Annotated in this window: 22 protein-coding genes; 2 read left to right on the forward strand and 20 right to left on the reverse strand. The window is 68.3% G+C overall.

What is annotated here, in order from left to right; all coding sequences use genetic code 11:
* The first annotated feature begins 95 nt into the window (after positions 1-95).
* Positions 96-2,291 carry a glycosyltransferase family 4 protein gene (locus AS857_RS33070; RefSeq protein ID WP_058046814.1) on the forward strand — a complete coding sequence of 732 codons (2,196 nt, stop codon included), beginning with the start codon at positions 96-98 and terminating at the stop codon, positions 2,289-2,291.
* Positions 2,292-2,439: 148 nt separating this feature from the next.
* Positions 2,440-4,557 (forward strand): glycosyltransferase family 4 protein, encoded by a 2,118-nt coding sequence (locus AS857_RS33075; protein ID WP_058046815.1) that lies wholly within the window; start codon positions 2,440-2,442, stop codon positions 4,555-4,557.
* A 52-nt stretch (positions 4,558-4,609) separates the two neighbouring features.
* Here the strand turns inward: AS857_RS33075 and truA are convergent, their stop codons facing one another.
* From truA to rplN, 20 genes are all read right to left on the reverse strand, one after another.
* On the reverse strand, positions 4,610-5,464 hold the full coding sequence (gene truA, locus AS857_RS33080) for a tRNA pseudouridine(38-40) synthase TruA (RefSeq protein WP_058046816.1): 855 nt from the start codon (positions 5,462-5,464) through the stop codon (positions 4,610-4,612).
* A 79-nt stretch (positions 5,465-5,543) separates the two neighbouring features.
* Positions 5,544-6,008: a 50S ribosomal protein L17 gene (gene rplQ / locus AS857_RS33085; protein ID WP_030368392.1), complete on the reverse strand. Its 465-nt coding sequence runs from the start codon at positions 6,006-6,008 to the stop codon at positions 5,544-5,546.
* A 162-nt stretch (positions 6,009-6,170) separates the two neighbouring features.
* Positions 6,171-7,193 carry a DNA-directed RNA polymerase subunit alpha gene (locus AS857_RS33090; RefSeq protein ID WP_004946635.1) on the reverse strand — a complete coding sequence of 341 codons (1,023 nt, stop codon included), beginning with the start codon at positions 7,191-7,193 and terminating at the stop codon, positions 6,171-6,173.
* A gap of 132 nt (positions 7,194-7,325) precedes the next feature.
* Positions 7,326-7,730 (reverse strand): 30S ribosomal protein S11, encoded by a 405-nt coding sequence (gene rpsK, locus AS857_RS33095; RefSeq protein ID WP_003948617.1) that lies wholly within the window; start codon positions 7,728-7,730, stop codon positions 7,326-7,328.
* A 104-nt stretch (positions 7,731-7,834) separates the two neighbouring features.
* On the reverse strand, positions 7,835-8,215 hold the full coding sequence (rpsM, locus tag AS857_RS33100) for a 30S ribosomal protein S13 (RefSeq protein WP_030368393.1): 381 nt from the start codon (positions 8,213-8,215) through the stop codon (positions 7,835-7,837).
* Between the two features lie 177 nt (positions 8,216-8,392).
* The gene (rpmJ, locus tag AS857_RS33105; protein WP_003956441.1) at positions 8,393-8,506 is read right to left on the reverse strand and encodes a 50S ribosomal protein L36; all 114 of its coding nucleotides are present in this window, start codon (positions 8,504-8,506) and stop codon (positions 8,393-8,395) included.
* 59 nt (positions 8,507-8,565) lie between these two features.
* The gene (gene infA, locus AS857_RS33110) at positions 8,566-8,787 is read right to left on the reverse strand and encodes a translation initiation factor IF-1 (RefSeq protein WP_003956442.1); all 222 of its coding nucleotides are present in this window, start codon (positions 8,785-8,787) and stop codon (positions 8,566-8,568) included.
* A gap of 164 nt (positions 8,788-8,951) precedes the next feature.
* The gene (gene map / locus AS857_RS33115) at positions 8,952-9,788 is read right to left on the reverse strand and encodes a type I methionyl aminopeptidase (protein ID WP_058046817.1); all 837 of its coding nucleotides are present in this window, start codon (positions 9,786-9,788) and stop codon (positions 8,952-8,954) included.
* A gap of 93 nt (positions 9,789-9,881) precedes the next feature.
* Complete coding sequence (locus AS857_RS33120; protein ID WP_058046818.1) at positions 9,882-10,538, reverse strand: adenylate kinase; 657 nt, start codon at positions 10,536-10,538, stop codon at positions 9,882-9,884.
* A complete protein-coding gene (gene secY / locus AS857_RS33125) occupies positions 10,538-11,851 on the reverse strand; it encodes a preprotein translocase subunit SecY (protein ID WP_058046819.1) in 1,314 nt (437 codons plus the stop codon). Before secY ends, AS857_RS33120 begins: the two co-directional genes overlap by 1 nt.
* 202 nt (positions 11,852-12,053) lie before the next feature.
* The gene (gene rplO / locus AS857_RS33130; RefSeq protein WP_030368397.1) at positions 12,054-12,509 is read right to left on the reverse strand and encodes a 50S ribosomal protein L15; all 456 of its coding nucleotides are present in this window, start codon (positions 12,507-12,509) and stop codon (positions 12,054-12,056) included.
* A 1-nt stretch (position 12,510) separates the two neighbouring features.
* Positions 12,511-12,693, reverse strand: a complete 183-nt coding sequence (gene rpmD, locus AS857_RS33135; RefSeq protein WP_058046820.1) for a 50S ribosomal protein L30 — start codon at positions 12,691-12,693, stop codon at positions 12,511-12,513.
* The gene (gene rpsE / locus AS857_RS33140; protein ID WP_030368399.1) at positions 12,693-13,295 is read right to left on the reverse strand and encodes a 30S ribosomal protein S5; all 603 of its coding nucleotides are present in this window, start codon (positions 13,293-13,295) and stop codon (positions 12,693-12,695) included. The genes rpmD and rpsE overlap by 1 nt, the downstream gene beginning before the upstream one ends.
* 46 nt (positions 13,296-13,341) lie before the next feature.
* Complete coding sequence (gene rplR / locus AS857_RS33145; RefSeq protein WP_058046821.1) at positions 13,342-13,725, reverse strand: 50S ribosomal protein L18; 384 nt, start codon at positions 13,723-13,725, stop codon at positions 13,342-13,344.
* Positions 13,726-13,728: 3 nt separating this feature from the next.
* Entirely contained in the window at positions 13,729-14,268 is a 540-nt protein-coding gene (gene rplF / locus AS857_RS33150; RefSeq protein ID WP_030368401.1) for a 50S ribosomal protein L6, read from the reverse strand.
* Between the two features lie 22 nt (positions 14,269-14,290).
* Positions 14,291-14,689: a 30S ribosomal protein S8 gene (rpsH, locus tag AS857_RS33155; protein WP_058046822.1), complete on the reverse strand. Its 399-nt coding sequence runs from the start codon at positions 14,687-14,689 to the stop codon at positions 14,291-14,293.
* A gap of 209 nt (positions 14,690-14,898) precedes the next feature.
* Positions 14,899-15,084 (reverse strand): type Z 30S ribosomal protein S14, encoded by a 186-nt coding sequence (locus AS857_RS33160; protein WP_030368403.1) that lies wholly within the window; start codon positions 15,082-15,084, stop codon positions 14,899-14,901.
* Between the two features lie 5 nt (positions 15,085-15,089).
* Entirely contained in the window at positions 15,090-15,650 is a 561-nt protein-coding gene (gene rplE / locus AS857_RS33165) for a 50S ribosomal protein L5 (protein WP_030368404.1), read from the reverse strand.
* Positions 15,650-15,973 (reverse strand): 50S ribosomal protein L24, encoded by a 324-nt coding sequence (gene rplX, locus AS857_RS33170; protein WP_058046823.1) that lies wholly within the window; start codon positions 15,971-15,973, stop codon positions 15,650-15,652. The genes rplE and rplX overlap by 1 nt, the downstream gene beginning before the upstream one ends.
* Positions 15,974-15,976: 3 nt before the next feature.
* Positions 15,977-16,345, reverse strand: a complete 369-nt coding sequence (rplN, locus tag AS857_RS33175) for a 50S ribosomal protein L14 (RefSeq protein WP_030368406.1) — start codon at positions 16,343-16,345, stop codon at positions 15,977-15,979.
* Between the last annotated feature and the right edge of the window lie 16 nt (positions 16,346-16,361).

The raw sequence follows: 16,361 nt of genomic DNA on the forward strand, positions 1-16,361 counted from the left end.
CTCCGCTTGACGGAAGCATCGCGACTGCCCCTACAGTTCGCTCGCCCGAACAAACGGGCGGACTCCACACGCGGACGGAGAGGGGGCCCACGCTCATGAAGATCGCCTTCCTGATCCACAACGCCTACGGCATCGGCGGCACGATCCGCGCCACCGGCAACCTCGCGAGCGCCCTCGCCGCCCGCCACGACGTCGAGATCGTCTCCGTCTACCGCGGCGCGGACGCCCCGAAGCTCCCCGCCGACCGCCGCGTACGGCTCACCTCGCTGATCGACATCCGCAAGGACGCCCCCGGCTCGGAGGCGGACAACGAGCTGCAGCAGCAGCCCAGCGCCCTCCTCCCGGCGCGCGAGCGCGACGTCAAGGCCTTCACCCGCCTCGCCGACCTGCGCGTCGCCCAGTATCTGGAGGCCACGGACGCCGACGTCGTCGTCGCCACCCGCCCCGGCCTCCTCGTCCACCTCACCCGCCTCGCCACCGACCGCACCTTCCTGCGCATCGGCCAGGAACACCTCATCCACGGCGGCCACCACCCGGAGGTCCGCGCCGCCCAGGACGCCGCGATCCCGCTGCTGGACGCCCACACCACCGTCTCCGAGGCGGACGCCGCGACCCACCGCGAGATGCTGCCGGAGGCCGGCACGCACATCGCGGCACTGCCCAACGGCGTCTCGGCCGCCGACGTCGAGCCCTCCGACGGCGCCGCCAAGCTCGTCGTGGCCGCCGGCCGCCTCATCCCCGTCAAGCGCTACGACCTCCTGGTCGACGCCTTCGCCAAGGTCGTCGCCGAGCGCCCCGACTGGCGCCTGCGCATCTACGGCCGCGGCCCCGAGCGCGCGGCACTGCGCGCCCGCATCGACGAGCTCGGCCTCGCCGAGAACATCGCGCTCATGGGCCCGCACTCGCCCATCGAGACCGAGTGGGCCAAGGGCTCCATCGCCGCCGTCACCTCCGACTTCGAGTCCTTCGGCATGACGATCGTGGAAGCCATGCACTGCGGCGTCCCCGTCGTCGCCACCGACTGCCCGCAGGGCCCCCGCGAGATCATCGAGGACGGCGTGGACGGCCTCCTCGTCCCGCCCGGCGACGCCGACGCCGTGGCCGAGGGCCTCCTCAGGCTCATCGACGACGAGGAGCTGCGCCGCTCCATGGGCCGGGCCGCCCGCGTCTCGGCCCTGCGCTACGCCCCCGCCCGGATCGCCGAACGCTTCGAGGAGATCGTCCGCGCGGTCCGCCCGGAGCTGCTGCCGCCGGAGACCGCGGCGGCACCTGCCACGGCACCCGCACCCGCCGCGGCCCCCGCATCCGCCCCCGCCACCCTGCGCCGCACCGCAGCCCGCCTCGTACGGCCCCTGCGCCGCAAGGCCGCCGAGGCCCTCCGGCCCGCCCGCCCCGCGACCGCCGCGGAGCAGCCCGCCCCGCCGCCCGCACCCCTGAAACCGCTGCGCCCGCGCGCCTCCGCCCGCGCCACGCCCGACGGCGGCCTCGCCGTCCGGCTGCCCCGCGCGGGCGTCACGGGCGAGCGGCTGACGCTCACGGCACGCCTGCGCGGCACCGACGGCACCGGCGAGGGCGAGCGGATCGAGATCCCCCTCACCCGCCCCGCCACCGGCAAGGGCCCGCTCACCGCCGTCCTCGACCGGCCCGGCACCACCCTCGCCGAGGGCCGCTGGGACTTCTTCGCCGAGCGCGCCGACGACCGCAAGCGCGCCCGCGTAGCCGCCGACCTCGTCGAACAGGCCCGGCTGCTGACCCTGCCCCTGCGGCAGGAGGAGGACGGCCACGTCACCGCCTGGGTCCCCTACGTCACCGCCGCCGGCTCGCTGACCCTGCGCACCTGGCGCCGCCGCGCCCACGCCGAGCTCGACGGGATCGCCGTCGGCGAGGACTCCCTCACCGTGACCGCCACCGTGCTCGGCACCATCACGCCCCTCGGCCCGGCATCGCGCCTCGCCCTCGTATCGCCCGAGGACGCCGCACACGACGTGGAGATCCCGCTCACCGCCCTCCCCGGGCGGCGACTGAGCTGCACCGTCCCCTACGGGCTGCTGTTCGCCCGCCGCGGCACCGCCCACGACGTCTGGCGCCTGGAACTGCGCCCCGCCCCCGCGGAACCGCCCGTCCCGCTCGGCCGTCTCACGGGCGACGGCGTGGACCGCAAACGCACCGACGTGCACCCGGCACGCGACCTGGAACACCCGGTGCGGGGTACCGTCGCCGTGCGCCCCGTCTTCGACCCGGAGAACGATCTCACCCTTGACGTAAGCGACGTGACTCAAGCCACAATGTAGCCTCGACAGGCAACCGAAATCCCTCCCAACGGTCTTAACCGACGGATCGGACCGGACCACCGAAGCATCCGGCCGACAGGGGAGACCCGCACACCCAGGCCTGGGGGAAGGACGGACGCGCCGCCCGTAGCGCCGCGCACACACCGCCATGAAGATCTCTTTCCTTTTGCAGAACGCCTACGGCATCGGCGGCACGATCCGCTCCACCTTCAACGTCGCCAGCGCGCTCGCCGCCCGGCACGACGTGGAGATCGTGTCCATCCACAGGACCGGTGGCACACCCAAGCTCCCCCTGCACCGCAAGGTGAAGCTGGTCCACCTGATCGACACCCGCGCCGAGACCGGCGCCGACCGGGACAACCCGCTCCTTGAGCAGGACAGCGCCCACATCCCGCCCGTCGAGGCCAAGGGCGCCCACTTCAGCGCCCTGACCGACAAGCGCGTCGCCGAGCACCTCGCCCGCACCGACGCCGACGTCGTCGTCGCCACCCGCCCCGGCCTGGTCATGTACCTGGCCGAATTCGGGCAGGAGCGCTACCTGCGGATCGGCCAGGAGCACCGGATCTACGGCACGCACGAGCCGAACATCCGCGCCGCCCAGGACCGCGCCATCCCGCACCTCGACGCCCACACCGCCGTCTCCGACGCCGACGCCGCGACCCACCGCGAGCAGTTCCCCGGCATCAGGACCAAGCTCGTCGCGCTGCCCAACGGCGTCCCCGCCTCCGAGGTCGAGCCCTCCGACGGCAGCGCCAAGCTCGTCGTCGCCGCCGGCCGCCTCATCCCCGTCAAGCGCTACGACCTCCTCGTCAAGGCCTGGGTCACCGTCGCCGCCGCCCGCCCCGACTGGAAGCTGCGCATCTACGGCCGCGGCCCCCAGCAGGCCAAGCTGCGCGAGCAGATCGACCAGCTCGGCCTCACCGAGCACATCACCCTCATGGGCCCCCACTCCCCCATCGAGACCGAGTGGGCCAAGGGCTCCATCGCCGCCGTCACCTCCCGCGAGGAGTCCTTCGGCATGACGATCGTGGAGGCCATGAACTGTGGCGTCCCCGTCGTCGCCACCGACTGCCCGCACGGCCCCGGCGAGATCATCAAGGACGGCCACGACGGCCTCCTCGTCACCAACCTCGACAGCGACGCCATCGCCAAGGGCCTCCTCAAGCTCATCGAGGACGACGAGCTGCGGCAGGCCATGGGCAAGGCCGCCCGCGTCTCCGCCGAGCGCTACCACCCCGACGCCATCGCCCGCCGCTACGAGGAGCTCATCGAGAGCCTCGGCGGGGTCCGCGACGGCTCCGCCCCGGCAGCGGCCCCCGCGGGCTCCGGCACCGCCGAGCGCAAGCCCGCGCCCGTCCCGCTGACGAAGATGCTGCGCCGCACCGCCGGCAAGATCCTCCGCCCGCTGCGCCGCGGCGTCGCCAAGCCCGCCACCCCGCCGGTGAAGGCCGCGATCAAGGAGATCGTCCGCAAGCCGCTGCGCTGCACCGCCTCCTGCCGCGTCGACGCCGACGGCAACATCCTCGTCTCCGTCGACCGCAAGGGCCTCTCCGGCGAGAAGCTCTCCCTCACGGTCACCCGCCGCAAGGAGGGCAAGCCCGTCAGCGTGCCCCTGAAGGCACCGGCCGGCCCGAAGGACCCGTACACCGCCGTCCTCGACCGCAAGCAGCTGCGCCTGGGCGAGGGCCGCTGGGACCTCCACGTCGTCCGCGGCGACGACGGCGCCCGCCGCCGCGTCGTCTCCCACCTCGCCGAGGGCCGCGGCCTGGTCGAGCTGGAGCCGCTGCCCGGCGGCCCCTTCACCTGGTGGGTGCCCTACCCGACGGTCGACGGCTTCCTCGCCCTGCGCGCCTGGAACCGCCCCGTCCACGCGGAGGCCCGCCTCGTCCGCCAGGACGAAACCGCCCTCACGGTCGAAGGCACCCTGCACGGCGCCGAGTTCGCCGACGGCACCGAGCCCGTCCTCGTCGCCACGCCCCGCGCGGACACGGCCGACAAGGTCACCGCGCAGGTCACCGCCGTCGACGGCACGGCCTTCCGGGTGACCGTCCCCTACGCCGAACTGCGGCACGCCCGCGGCACCGGCGAGGAGAACACCGTCTGGGACCTGGCCCTGCGCCTGACCCCGGACGGCGAGCCGGTCAAGGTGGCCCGCCTCGTCGGCGACATCGTCGACCGCAACAAGACGGACCTGTACCCGAAGGTCGACGGCATCAAGCCGTACTTCACGGTCAACAGCGACCTGGCGGTCAGCTGCCCCGCTTAAAACCGAAAACGCAGGTGGGGCCCGGCTTTCGCCGGGCCCCACCTGCGTTTCGTCAGCAGCAACCCGCGCCGGGCAGCGTCCTCTTGTTCCGCGCCGCAAGATTCCGCGCGGCCAGCTCGGAGTCGGCCGGATACCCGACCTCCTCCAAGGTCAGCCCGTGCGGACGCACCACGTGCACGGCCGAATCGCGCACCCCCGCCGCAAGAACCTTGCCCGGCCAGTCCACCGGCCGGTGCCCGTCACCCACGAACAGCAGCGCACCCACCAGCGACCGCACCATGTTGTGGCAGAACGCATCCGCCCGCACGGTCGCCGTGATGACGCCGGAGGCGTCCCGCTCCCAACTCAGCTGCTGCAGCGTGCGAATGGTCGTCGCACCCTCGCGCCGCTTGCAGTAGGCGGCGAAGTCGTGCTCGCCGATCAGTGCCTTCGAGGCCGCGTTCATCGCATCGACGTCCAACGGCCAGTCGTGCCACAGCACATGACCGCGCAGCAGCGGATCGACACCGCCGTGATGGTCCGTCACCCGGTAGGCGTAGCGCCGCCAGATCGCGGAGAAACGCGCGTTGAACCCGGCCGGCGCCTCGGCGACCTTCCACACCCGTACGTCGTGCGACAGCCGCCCCGCCAGCCGGCGCAGCAGCTTCTCCTCGTGCTCGGCCCACACCTCGGCCGGCAGGTCGACGTGCGCGACCTGGCCCCGGGCGTGCACTCCCGAGTCCGTACGGCCCGCGACCGTCAGCTCGTACGTCTCCTTGGACCGCGTCACGGTCCGGATCGCGCTCTCGATCTCACCCTGGACCGTGCGCTGGCCCTCGCGCTGCTTCGCCCAGCCGGAGAAGTCCTTGCCGTCGTACGACAGGTCCAGCCGCACCCGGACGAAACCGGGCGCCACCTCGTCACTCACCGAGTGTTCCTCTCAGAAATGCGGGACGGGCCCGCCCCCGGAAAAGGGGCGGGCCCGTCACTGACACGCATCAGCGTCGTCAGGCGTCCTTCGACTCCTCGGCCGGAGCCTCGGCAGCAGCCTCGGACTCCTTGACCGCACGCTTGGTGGCGGCCTCGGCCTCGGCGACGGTCGCCTTCTTGGCGATCTCGCCCTCGACCAGCTCGATCACGGCCATCGGGGCGTTGTCGCCACGACGGTTGCCGATCTTGGTGATGCGGGTGTAGCCACCCGGACGCTCGGCGAAGCGCGGCGCGATCTCGGTGAAGAGCACGTGCACGATGCCCTTGTCCGTGATCGTCTGCAGCACCTGGCGACGGTTGTGGATGTCGCCCTTCTTCGCCTTGGTGATCAGGCGCTCGGCGACCGGACGCAGGCGGCGGGCCTTGGCCTCGGTCGTCGTGATGCGGCCGTGCTCGAAGAGCGACTTGGCGAGGTTCGCCAGCATCAGCTTCTCGTGCGCGGCACCGCCGCCCAGACGGGCACCCTTGGTGGGACGCGGCATGGTGTTTCTCCTTTAGTCTGCCCCGGCCGTATCAGGTACCGGAGTCAGTATCCGAGCGGGCGGTCGCCCGTCGGAGATCCGGGCAAGCCCCGAAGGGGCAAGCCCGGAGGGGGCGCGGGGAACTGCGCGACAAGCCACAGCGCTCCCGCACCCGGAGTCCGATCAGTACTGCTCGGTCTCCACAAAACCCGCGTCCGCGTCGTCGTCGGCGCCAAAGGCATCCGCGGCGGCGGTCGGGTCGAATCCGGGCGGGCTGTCCTTGAGGGCCAGGCCCATGCCGGCCAGCTTCGCCTTGACCTCGTCGATCGACTTCGCACCGAAGTTGCGGATGTCGAGCAGGTCGGCCTCGGAGCGGGCGACGAGCTCACCCACGGAGTGGATGCCCTCGCGCTTGAGGCAGTTGTACGAGCGGACCGTGAGCTCGAGCTCCTCGATCGGCAGCGCCAGGTCGGCGGCCAGGGCGGCGTCCGTCGGGGACGGGCCCATGTCGATGCCCTCGGCGTCGATGTTGAGCTCGCGGGCCAGACCGAACAGCTCGACCAGGGTCTTGCCGGCGGACGCCATGGCGTCGCGCGGGCGCATGGCCTGCTTGGTCTCGACGTCGACGATCAGCTTGTCGAAGTCGGTGCGCTGCTCGACTCGGGTCGCCTCGACCTTGTAGGTGACCTTGAGGACCGGCGAGTAGATGGAGTCGACCGGGATGCGGCCGATCTCCTGGCCGACCTGCTTGTTCTGGACGGCGGAGACGTAGCCGCGACCGCGCTCGACGGTCAGCTCCATCTCCAGCTTGCCCTTGGCGTTCAGGGTCGCCAGGACCAGGTCGGGGTTGTGCACCTCGACGCCGGCCGGCGGGGCGATGTCGGCGGCGGTGACCAGACCCGGGCCCTGCTTGCGCAGGTACATCACGACCGGCTCGTCGTGCTCCGAGGAGACGACCAGCTGCTTGATGTTCAGGATGAGGTCGGTGACGTCCTCCTTGACGCCCGGCACGGTGGTGAACTCGTGCAGGACACCGTCGATGCGGATGGACGTGACCGCCGCACCCGGGATCGAGGAGAGGAGCGTACGGCGCAGCGAGTTGCCGAGGGTGTAGCCGAAGCCCGGCTCCAGCGGCTCGATCACGAACCGGGAGCGGAACTCGTCGACGACCTCTTCGGTCAGCGAGGGGCGCTGAGCGATCAGCATGCGATGAATCCTTCAGTCATGGACACCCACTATTTGATGTCCCGAGGTATTACAAGGGTACGGGCGGCACGGCCCCCGCGGGGGAAGCCGTACCGCCCAGACCCTCAAGGCAGCAGCCGAAGCCGCGCCGCGTCAGACGCGACGACGCTTCGGGGGGCGGCAGCCGTTGTGCGGGGTCGGGGTGACGTCCTGGATGGAGCCGACCTCGAGACCGGTCGCCTGGAGCGAACGGATGGCGGTCTCACGACCGGAACCCGGGCCCTTGACGAAGACGTCGACCTTGCGCATGCCGTGCTCCTGCGCACGACGCGCGGCGGACTCGGCGGCCATCTGCGCGGCGAACGGGGTCGACTTGCGCGAGCCCTTGAAGCCGACGTGGCCGGCGGAGGCCCAGGAGATCACGTTGCCGGTCGGGTCCGTGATGGACACGATCGTGTTGTTGAACGTGCTCTTGATGTGCGCGTGGCCGTGAGCGACGTTCTTCTTTTCCTTGCGGCGCACCTTCTTGGCAGCGCCCTGACGACCCTTGGGGGGCATGTCTTACTCCTGATGGAGGGAGGTGGTCGGTCCTACAGCGAAGACCGCTGGAATGCGGCCGACCCGGGGGTTGCCCCCCGGAGCACCGCAGCGTCCGCTGTGGACTACTTCTTGCCCGGCTTCTTCTTGCCGGCGATGGCGCGACGCGGGCCCTTGCGGGTACGAGCGTTCGTGCTGGTGCGCTGACCGTGGACCGGCAGGCCGCGACGGTGACGCAGACCCTGGTAGCAGCCGATCTCGACCTTGCGGCGGATGTCGGCCTGGATCTCGCGACGGAGGTCACCCTCGGTCTTGAGGTTGGCGTCCACGTACTCGCGGATCTTGACCAGGTCCTCTTCGGGAAGGTCACGAACGCGGGTGTTCGGGTTCACACCGGTGGCGGCGAGGGTCGCCTGCGACTGGGTGCGGCCGATACCGAAGACGTAGGTGAGTGCAACCTCCACGCGCTTGTCGCGCGGGATGTCAACACCGGAAACGCGTGCCATTCAATGGCTCCAGATGTTCTCGGGGGTCTGACACAGAACCGATCCCGGCCGCCGTACTAGGTACGTTCCGGGTCCCCGGCCCCCGCCGGAGGTATCGCCAGTGAGCACTGGACGGGTTCTGCGTATGTACGTTTTTGCTCGCGTCGCGCGAAGAAACTGCGAAGTGCAGGTTCTGCGTCAGCCCTGGCGCTGCTTGTGGCGCAGGTTGTCGCAGATGACCATGACCCGGCCGTGGCGGCGGATCACCTTGCACTTGTCGCAGATCTTCTTGACGCTCGGCTTGACCTTCATGGGTGTGAGGTTCTCCGGGTCAGTGCCGTCGCCCCGTACGAGCGGGACGCCGACAAGATCTACTTGTAGCGGTAGACGATCCGGCCACGCGTCAGGTCGTAGGGAGAGAGCTCCACGACGACCCGGTCATCCGGAAGGATGCGGATGTAGTGCATCCGCATCTTGCCGCTGATGTGCGCGAGGACCTTGTGACCGTTCTGGAGCTCCACCTTGAACATTGCGTTCGGCAGAGACTCGATCACGGTGCCCTCGATCTCGATGGCACCTTGCTTCTTGGCCACGCTTCGCCTTTCGAATCGGCTACCTTGATCAACTCTCGTATGTGCGTGCCATCGGTACGAAGGCATGCGGATACACGAGAGCCGACGCGTCAGTCTACGTCAGGGCAACCCGAAAGACTAATCCAGGGGTGACTGCCCAGCCGCAGTGATCCTTATGCGGCGCTTCAGGCGAGCGGGTCCGGGGCCGCGACGACCCCGTATTCCGCCAGCTTCGCCTTGCCACCGTCGACCGCCGTCAGAACCAGCGGACCTTCCTCCGTCAGAGCGACGGAGTGCTCCCAGTGGGAGGACCAGGACATGTCGTCCGTGAGGACCGTCCAGTCGTCCTCCAGGACGTGCGTACGGGCCGTGCCGAGGCTCACCATGGGCTCGATGGCGATGCAGAAGCCGGGGACGAGCTTGGGGCCCTTGCCGCGCTTGCGCGAGACGTAGTTCAGCAGGTGCGGGTCCATGTGCATCTCGGAGCCGATGCCGTGGCCGCCGTAGTCCTCGATGATCCCGTACTTGCCGCTCGCCGGGCGGGGCTGGCGGCGGATGTAGCCCTCGATGGCCCTGGAGATGTCCACCAGGCGGTTGCCGTTCTTCACGGCCGCGATGCCGGCCCACATGGACTCCTCGGTCACCCGGGAGAGCTCGATGAGCTCCGGAGCGTGACCGGTGCCCACGAAGGCCGTGAAGGCCGCGTCACCGTGCCAGCCGTCGATGATGGCGCCGGCGTCGATGGAGATGATGTCGCCGTCCTTGAGGACGGTCTTCGTGTCCGGGATGCCGTGGACGACGACCTCGTTCACCGAGGTGCAGATGGTGGCGGGGAAACCGCCGTACCCGAGGAAGTTCGACTTCGCGCCGTGCTCGGCGATCACCTTGCTGGCGACGTCGTCCAGGTCCTTGGTCGTGGCACCGGGCACGGCCGCCTCCCGGGTGGCCGCGTGCACGGCGGCGACGACCAGGCCGGCCTCGCGCATCTTCGCGATCTGCTCGGCGGTCTTGATCTCGACCATGGGATGCCTTCCTGGGTCTTACGGTCCAAATGCTCAAACAAACACTACGGCCGCGGTGCCCCGAAGGGCACCGCGGCCGTAGTACGTGCCATGTCAGGCGGCTTCGCGCTCCAGCGCGGCCATCGCCCGCTCCGTCACCTCGGCGACCTTGCCGAGGGCCGGGATCGTCACCACGAGGCCCTGGGCCTTGTAGTAGTCGATGATCGGCTCGGTCTCCGTGTGGTAGACCTCCAGCCGCTTGCGGACGGTCTCCTCGCGGTCGTCCTCGCGCTGGTACAGCTCACCGCCGCACGCGTCGCACACACCCTCGGTCTTCGGGGGGTTGTAGATCACGTGGAAGATGTGGCTGCTGTCCTTGCGGCACATCCGGCGACCGGCGATCCGCTTGACGACCTCGTCCTCCGGGACCTCCAGGTCCAGGACGGCGTCGAGCTTGAGGTCGTCGTCCTTGAGGATGGCGTCCAGCGCCTCGGCCTGGGCCAGGTTGCGCGGGAAGCCGTCGAGCAGGAAGCCGCCGGCGGCGTCCTCCTTGCCCATGCGGTCCTTGGCCATGCCGATGGTGACCTCGTCCGGCACGAGCTGGCCGGCCCGCATGTACTCCTGGGCCTTCTGGCCCAGGGGCGTGCCCTGGCTGATGTTCGCCCGGAAAAGGTCGCCCGTCGAGATGTGCGGGATCGCGAGGTTCTTGGCGAGGTACGCGGCCTGCGTACCCTTGCCGGCGCCGGGCGGCCCGACGAGGACGATTCGCATCAGCGGAGGAACCCTTCGTAGTTGCGCTGCTGAAGCTGGCTCTCGATCTGCTTCACAGTCTCCAGACCGACACCCACGATGATCAGGATGCTGGTTCCCCCGAACGGGAAGTTCTGGTTCGCGTTGAGTGTGACCAGTGCCACCGTGGGCACCAGGGCGATCAGGCCCAGGTAGAGAGACCCCGGCCACGTGATGCGGTTCAGCACGTAGCTCAGGTACTCCGCGGTGGGACGACCCGCCCGGATGCCCGGGATGAACCCACCATACTTCTTCATGTTGTCGGCAACTTCTTCGGGGTTGAAGGAGATGGCGACGTAGAAGAAGGCGAAGAAAACGATCAGCAGGAAGTAGGTGGCCATGTAGATCGGGTGGTCACCCTTGACCAGATTGGCGTTGATCCAGTTCGCCCAGCCCGCCTTGGAGCCGGTGAACTGCACGAGCAGCGCCGGAATGTAGAGCAGCGACGAGGCGAAGATGACGGGGATCACGCCCGCCTGGTTCACCTTGAGCGGGATGTAGGTGGACGTACCGCCGTAGGAACGGCGGCCGATCATGCGCTTGGCGTACTGCACGGGGATCCGGCGCTGGGCCTGCTCGACGAAGACGACGAGCGCGACCATCGCGAGGCCGCACAGGATGACCAGGGAGAACTCCAGCCAACCGCCCATCAGGCTGCCCTGGAGCTTGATCGCCCAGAGGGAGCTCGGGAAACCGGCGGCGATGGAGGTGAACATCAGGATCGACATGCCGTTGCCGATGCCGCGGTCGGTGATGAGCTCACCGAGCCACATGATCAGCGCGGTACCGGCGGTCATGGTGATGACCATGACGACGGTGGTGAAGATCGACTGGTTGGGAACGATCTGGTTCCCGACGGTGCAGCCCCCGAACAAGGCACCGCTGCGGGCCGTGGCGACCAGGCCGGTGCCCTGAAGGATCGCAAGAGCCACGGTCAGATAGCGCGTGTACTGCGTGATCTTTGCCTGTCCCGACTGCCCCTCCTTCTTGAGGGCTTCCAGCCGTGGAATGACGACGGTCAGGAGCTGCAGGATGATGCTCGCCGTGATGTACGGCATGATCCCGAGCGCAAAGATCGTGATCTGCAGCAGCGCGCCACCACTGAACATGTTCACGAGGCCGAAGAGGCCCTGACCACTCTTGGTCTGGTCCATGCACATCTGGACATTGCGGTAGTCGACTCCCGGCACCGGCACATGCGCACCGAGTCGGAAGAGCACCATGATGCCCAGCGTGAACAGCAGCTTCTTGCGCAGGTCGGGCGTCTTGAACGCCCGGGCGAACGCGGTGAGCACGGTGCCTCCTGCGCCTCTCACGTTGCCACGCGAGAGGTGACGGTCTTGAGGATCGACGAATACTTATCAGTCAAAATCCGCGCGGACACAGGCCGCGCGGAGGTTAACAGTGCACGCCACCTTACCGGCGACCGTGCCCCCCTTGGAACGACCAACCGGGGATGCCCCTTTTGGGACATCCCCGGTTGTCAGTTCAACGAGCTCAGACGAGCTCGGTGACGGTGCCGCCGGCAGCGGCAATCTTCTCCTTGGCGGAGCCGGAGACGGCGTCAACCGTCACCTGCAGCGCCACGGAGATCTCGCCCTGGCCCAGGACCTTGACGAGCTGGTTCTTGCGAACCGCACCCTTGGCGACCAGGTCGGCCACCGTGACCTCGCCACCCTGCGGGTAGAGCGCGGCCAGCTTGTCCAGGTTCACGACCTGGAACTCGGTGCGGAACGGGTTCTTGAAGCCCTTGAGCTTCGGCAGGCGCATGTGGAGGGGCATCTGCCCACCCTCGAAGCGCTGCGGAACCTGGTAACGGGCCTTGGTGCCCTTGGTACCACGACCTGCGGTCTTACCCTTGGACGCCTCACCACGACCCACACGGGTCTTGGCGGTCTTGGCGCCCGGGGCAGGACGGAGGTTGTGGACCTTCAGCGGGTTCTGCTCCGCCATGTCAGTCGACCTCCTCAACCGTCACGAGGTGGCGGACGGTCTGCACCATGCCGCGGATCTCGGGACGGTCCTCCTTGACAACCACGTCGTTGATCTTCTTGAGACCAAGCGAACGCAGGGTGTCGCGGTGGTTCTGCTTGCTACCGATGTAGGACTTGACCTGCGTGACCTTGAGGCGAGCCATTACGCACCCGCCCCTGCACGCGCCCGCAGCAGAGCGGCGGGAGCCACGTCCTCCAGCGGCAGGCCACGACGGGCGGCGATCTCCTCGGGACGGGAGAGTCCCTGGAGGGCCGTCACCGTGGCGTGCACGATGTTGATCGGGTTCGAAGAACCGAGCGACTTCGACAGGATGTCGTGAACGCCGGCGCACTCGAGCACGGCACGCACCGGGCCACCGGCGATAACACCGGTACCGGGGGAAGCCGGCTTGAGCAGGACGACGCCCGCGGCCTTCTCGCCCTGGATCGGGTGCGGGATGGTGCCCTGGATACGGGGGACCTTGAAGAAGTTCTTCTTGGCCTCTTCCACGCCCTTGGCGATGGCAGCCGGAACTTCCTTGGCCTTGCCGTAACCGACACCCACGGTGCCGTCACCGTCACCCACCACGACGAGCGCGGTGAAGCTGAAGCGACGACCACCCTTGACAACCTTGGCGACGCGGTTGATCGCGACTACGCGCTCAACGTACGCGGTCTTCTCGGCGGCAGCGCCACCGTCGCGACCCTTCCGGTCCCGCCGCTCGCCGCCACCGGCACCGCTTCCGCGGCGCTGGGGTCCAGCCATTGGATTTACCTCTCTCTGTTACGTCCGCTAGCTCCGGAACCGGGGCTTAGAACTTCAGCCCGGCTTCGCGGGCGGCGTCCGCCAGAGCGGCAATGCGCCCGGCGTACTGGTTGCCACCGCGGTCGAACACGACGGCCTCGACGCCGGCGGCCTTGGCACGCTCGGCGACCAGGGCGCCCACCTTCGTGGCCTGGGCGCTCTTGTCGCCCTCGCCACCGCGGATCGACGCGTCCAGGTGGGACGCCGACGCCAGGGTGTGACCCTTGATGTCGTCGATGACCTGGGCGGTGATGCCACGGTTCGAGCGCGTCACGACCAGACGCGGACGCTCGGCCGTACCCGACATGTTCTTGCGGATGCGGATGTGGCGGCGCTGCTTGGCGGCGCGCTTGTAAGCATCGCCCTTGGCGATCTTCACACCGTATGCCATGGCTTACTTACCAGCCTTTCCGACCTTGCGGCGGATGACCTCACCCGCGTACTTCACGCCCTTGGCCTTGTAGGGGTCGGGCTTGCGAAGCTTGCGGATGTTGGCGGCAACCTCGCCGACCTTCTGCTTGTCGATGCCCTCGACGCTGAGCTTGGTGGGGGACTCGACCTTGAAGGTGATGCCCTCGGGGGCCTCGATCAGAATCGGGTGGCTGTAGCCCAGGGAGAACTCCAGGTTGGAGCCCTTCGCCTGGACGCGGTAACCGACACCGCTGATCTCAAGAGCCTTGCTGTAGCCCGCGGTCACGCCGGTGATCATGTTCGCCACCAGCGTGCGGGACAGGCCGTGCAGGGCCTTGTTCTGACGCTCGTCGTTCGGACGAGAGACGACAAGGGTGCCGTCCTCGGCCTTAGCGATCTCGATGGGCGCGGCAACGGCGTGCGTGAGGGAGCCCTTGGGACCCTTCACGTGCACCGTGCGGCCATCGATGGTGACGTCCACACCAGCGGGAACCTGGATGGGCAGCCGTCCAATACGCGACATTGGCTATTCCTCCGTTCCCTGGTTACCAGACGTAGGCGAGGACTTCCCCACCCACGCCCTTCTTGCTGGCCTGCTGGCCGGTCAGGAGACCGTGGGACGTGGAGATGATCGCCACGCCCAGGCCGCCGAGGACCTTCGGCAGGTTGGTGGACTTTGCGTAGACACGCAGGCCCGGCTTCGAGATGCGCTTGATCCCGGCGATCGAGCGCTCGCGGTTCGGACCGAACTTCAGGTCGATGACGAGGCTCTTGCCGACCTCGGCGTCCTCGACCTTCCAGCCGGCGATGTAGCCCTCCTGCTGCAGGATCTCGGCGATGTGCGCCTTGATCTTGCTGTGGGGCATGGCCACGGAGTCGTGGTAAGCCGAGTTCGCGTTCCGCAGACGGGTCAGCATGTCTGCGATCGGATCGGTCATGGTCATGTTTGGCCTTCGGCCTCTCTCGCCGTGGTTTCCTATCTGCGCCATCCCTCTCCCCGAACAGGGTCGGGGCGGGTGCGGCGCGGGGACCTACGGCGTAGTAAGACGGTCATGGGCGGCGGGCACCCAACCCTTCAACTCTACGCGAGTGAAGGATCGGGCCCCACCGTCCTTGATGCTTACCGAGAGCCCTGGTCAACCCAAGTGGGTTGTTACCAGGAGCTCTTGGTCACGCCCGGCAGCTCGCCACGGTGAGCCATCTCACGAAGGCACACGCGGCAGAGGCCGAACTTGCGGTACACGGAGTGCGGGCGGCCGCAGCGCTGGCAGCGGGTGTACGCGCGCACACCGAACTTGGGCTTGCGAGCAGCCTTGGCAATAAGAGACTTCTTCGCCATCTCGCTTACGCCTCCTTGAACGGGAAGCCGAGGTGACGAAGGAGGGCGCGGCCCTCGTCGTCGTTGGTCGCCGTGGTCACCACGGTGATGTCCATACCCCGGACGCGGTCGATCTTGTCCTGGTCGATCTCGTGGAACATGACCTGCTCCGTGAGACCGAAGGTGTAGTTGCCCCGACCATCGAACTGCTTCGGGGACAGACCACGGAAGTCGCGGATGCGCGGGAGCGCGAGCGACAGGGTGCGGTCCAGGAACTCCCACATGCGGTCACCACGGAGGGTGACGTGGGCGCCGATCGGCTGGCCCTCACGCAGCTTGAACTGCGCGATGGACTTGCGAGCCTTGGTGACGGCGGGCTTCTGGCCCGTGATCGTGGTGAGGTCGCGGATGGCGCCCTCGATCAGCTTGGAGTCGCGGGCGGCGTCGCCCACACCCATGTTGACCACGATCTTGGTGAGGCCGGGAACCTGCATGACGTTCTCGTACGAGAACTCCTCACGCAGCTTGCCGACGATCTCTTCGCGGTAGCGCAGCTTGAGACGCGGCGCGTTGGTGGTGGCAGTCATCAGATGTCCTCACCGGTGCGCTTGGCAACGCGGATCTTGTTGCCGTTGTCGTCGAAGCGGTAACCGACGCGGGTGACGACCTTCTTGCCGTCCTTCTCCACGATGAGCTGAACGTTGCTCACGTGGATCGGGGCCTCGGTCGTGACAATGCCACCGGTCTTGGAACCACGGGCGGTCTGGCCGGCCTTGGTGTGCTTCTTGACCCGGTTGACACCCTCGACGAGAACACGGTCCTCAGCGGGGAAGGCCTGGATGACCTTGCCCTGCTTGCCCTTGTCCTTACCGGTGATGACCTGGACCAGGTCGCCCTTCTTGATCTTCATCGGTTACAGCACCTCCGGCGCGAGCGAGACGATCTTCATGAACTTCTTCTCGCGCAGCTCTCGGCCCACGGGGCCGAAGATACGGGTGCCGCGGGGGTCACCGTCGTTCTTGAGAACGACAGCGGCGTTCTCGTCGAAACGGATGTACGAGCCATCCGGACGGCGGCGCTCCTTGACGGTGCGAACGATGACGGCCTTGATGACGTCACCCTTCTTCACGTTGCCACCGGGGATCGCGTCCTTGACGGTGGCAACGATGACGTCACCGATGCCCGCGTAGCGGCGACCCGAACCACCGAGAACACGGATGCAAAGGATCTCCTTGGCACCAGTGTTGTCGGCGACCCGAAGTCGCGACTCCTGCTGGATCACGTCTATCTCCTGATCG

It is taken from the genome of Streptomyces roseifaciens (genome assembly GCF_001445655.1).
Classification (GTDB): Bacteria; Actinomycetota; Actinomycetes; order Streptomycetales; family Streptomycetaceae; genus Streptomyces; species Streptomyces aureoversilis.

Coding starts and splice junctions, on each gene's coding strand:
- AS857_RS33070 (WP_058046814.1), top strand. CDS start 96: ATGAAGATCGCCTTCCTGATCCACAACGCCTACGGCATCGGCGGCACG.
- AS857_RS33075 (WP_058046815.1), top strand. CDS start 2,440: ATGAAGATCTCTTTCCTTTTGCAGAACGCCTACGGCATCGGCGGCACG.
- rplQ (WP_030368392.1), bottom strand. CDS start 6,008: ATGCCGCGTCCCACCAAGGGTGCCCGTCTGGGCGGCGGTGCCGCGCAC.
- AS857_RS33090 (WP_004946635.1), bottom strand. CDS start 7,193: ATGCTGATCGCTCAGCGCCCCTCGCTGACCGAAGAGGTCGTCGACGAG.
- rpsK (WP_003948617.1), bottom strand. CDS start 7,730: ATGCCCCCCAAGGGTCGTCAGGGCGCTGCCAAGAAGGTGCGCCGCAAG.
- rpsM (WP_030368393.1), bottom strand. CDS start 8,215: ATGGCACGCGTTTCCGGTGTTGACATCCCGCGCGACAAGCGCGTGGAG.
- rpmJ (WP_003956441.1), bottom strand. CDS start 8,506: ATGAAGGTCAAGCCGAGCGTCAAGAAGATCTGCGACAAGTGCAAGGTG.
- map (WP_058046817.1), bottom strand. CDS start 9,788: ATGGTCGAGATCAAGACCGCCGAGCAGATCGCGAAGATGCGCGAGGCC.
- AS857_RS33120 (WP_058046818.1), bottom strand. CDS start 10,538: ATGCGAATCGTCCTCGTCGGGCCGCCCGGCGCCGGCAAGGGTACGCAG.
- rplO (WP_030368397.1), bottom strand. CDS start 12,509: ATGGCGGAGCAGAACCCGCTGAAGGTCCACAACCTCCGTCCTGCCCCG.
- rpmD (WP_058046820.1), bottom strand. CDS start 12,693: ATGGCTCGCCTCAAGGTCACGCAGGTCAAGTCCTACATCGGTAGCAAG.
- rpsE (WP_030368399.1), bottom strand. CDS start 13,295: ATGGCTGGACCCCAGCGCCGCGGAAGCGGTGCCGGTGGCGGCGAGCGG.
- rplR (WP_058046821.1), bottom strand. CDS start 13,725: ATGGCATACGGTGTGAAGATCGCCAAGGGCGATGCTTACAAGCGCGCC.
- rplF (WP_030368401.1), bottom strand. CDS start 14,268: ATGTCGCGTATTGGACGGCTGCCCATCCAGGTTCCCGCTGGTGTGGAC.
- rpsH (WP_058046822.1), bottom strand. CDS start 14,689: ATGACCATGACCGATCCGATCGCAGACATGCTGACCCGTCTGCGGAAC.
- AS857_RS33160 (WP_030368403.1), bottom strand. CDS start 15,084: ATGGCGAAGAAGTCTCTTATTGCCAAGGCTGCTCGCAAGCCCAAGTTC.
- rplE (WP_030368404.1), bottom strand. CDS start 15,650: ATGACTGCCACCACCAACGCGCCGCGTCTCAAGCTGCGCTACCGCGAA.
- rplX (WP_058046823.1), bottom strand. CDS start 15,973: ATGAAGATCAAGAAGGGCGACCTGGTCCAGGTCATCACCGGTAAGGAC.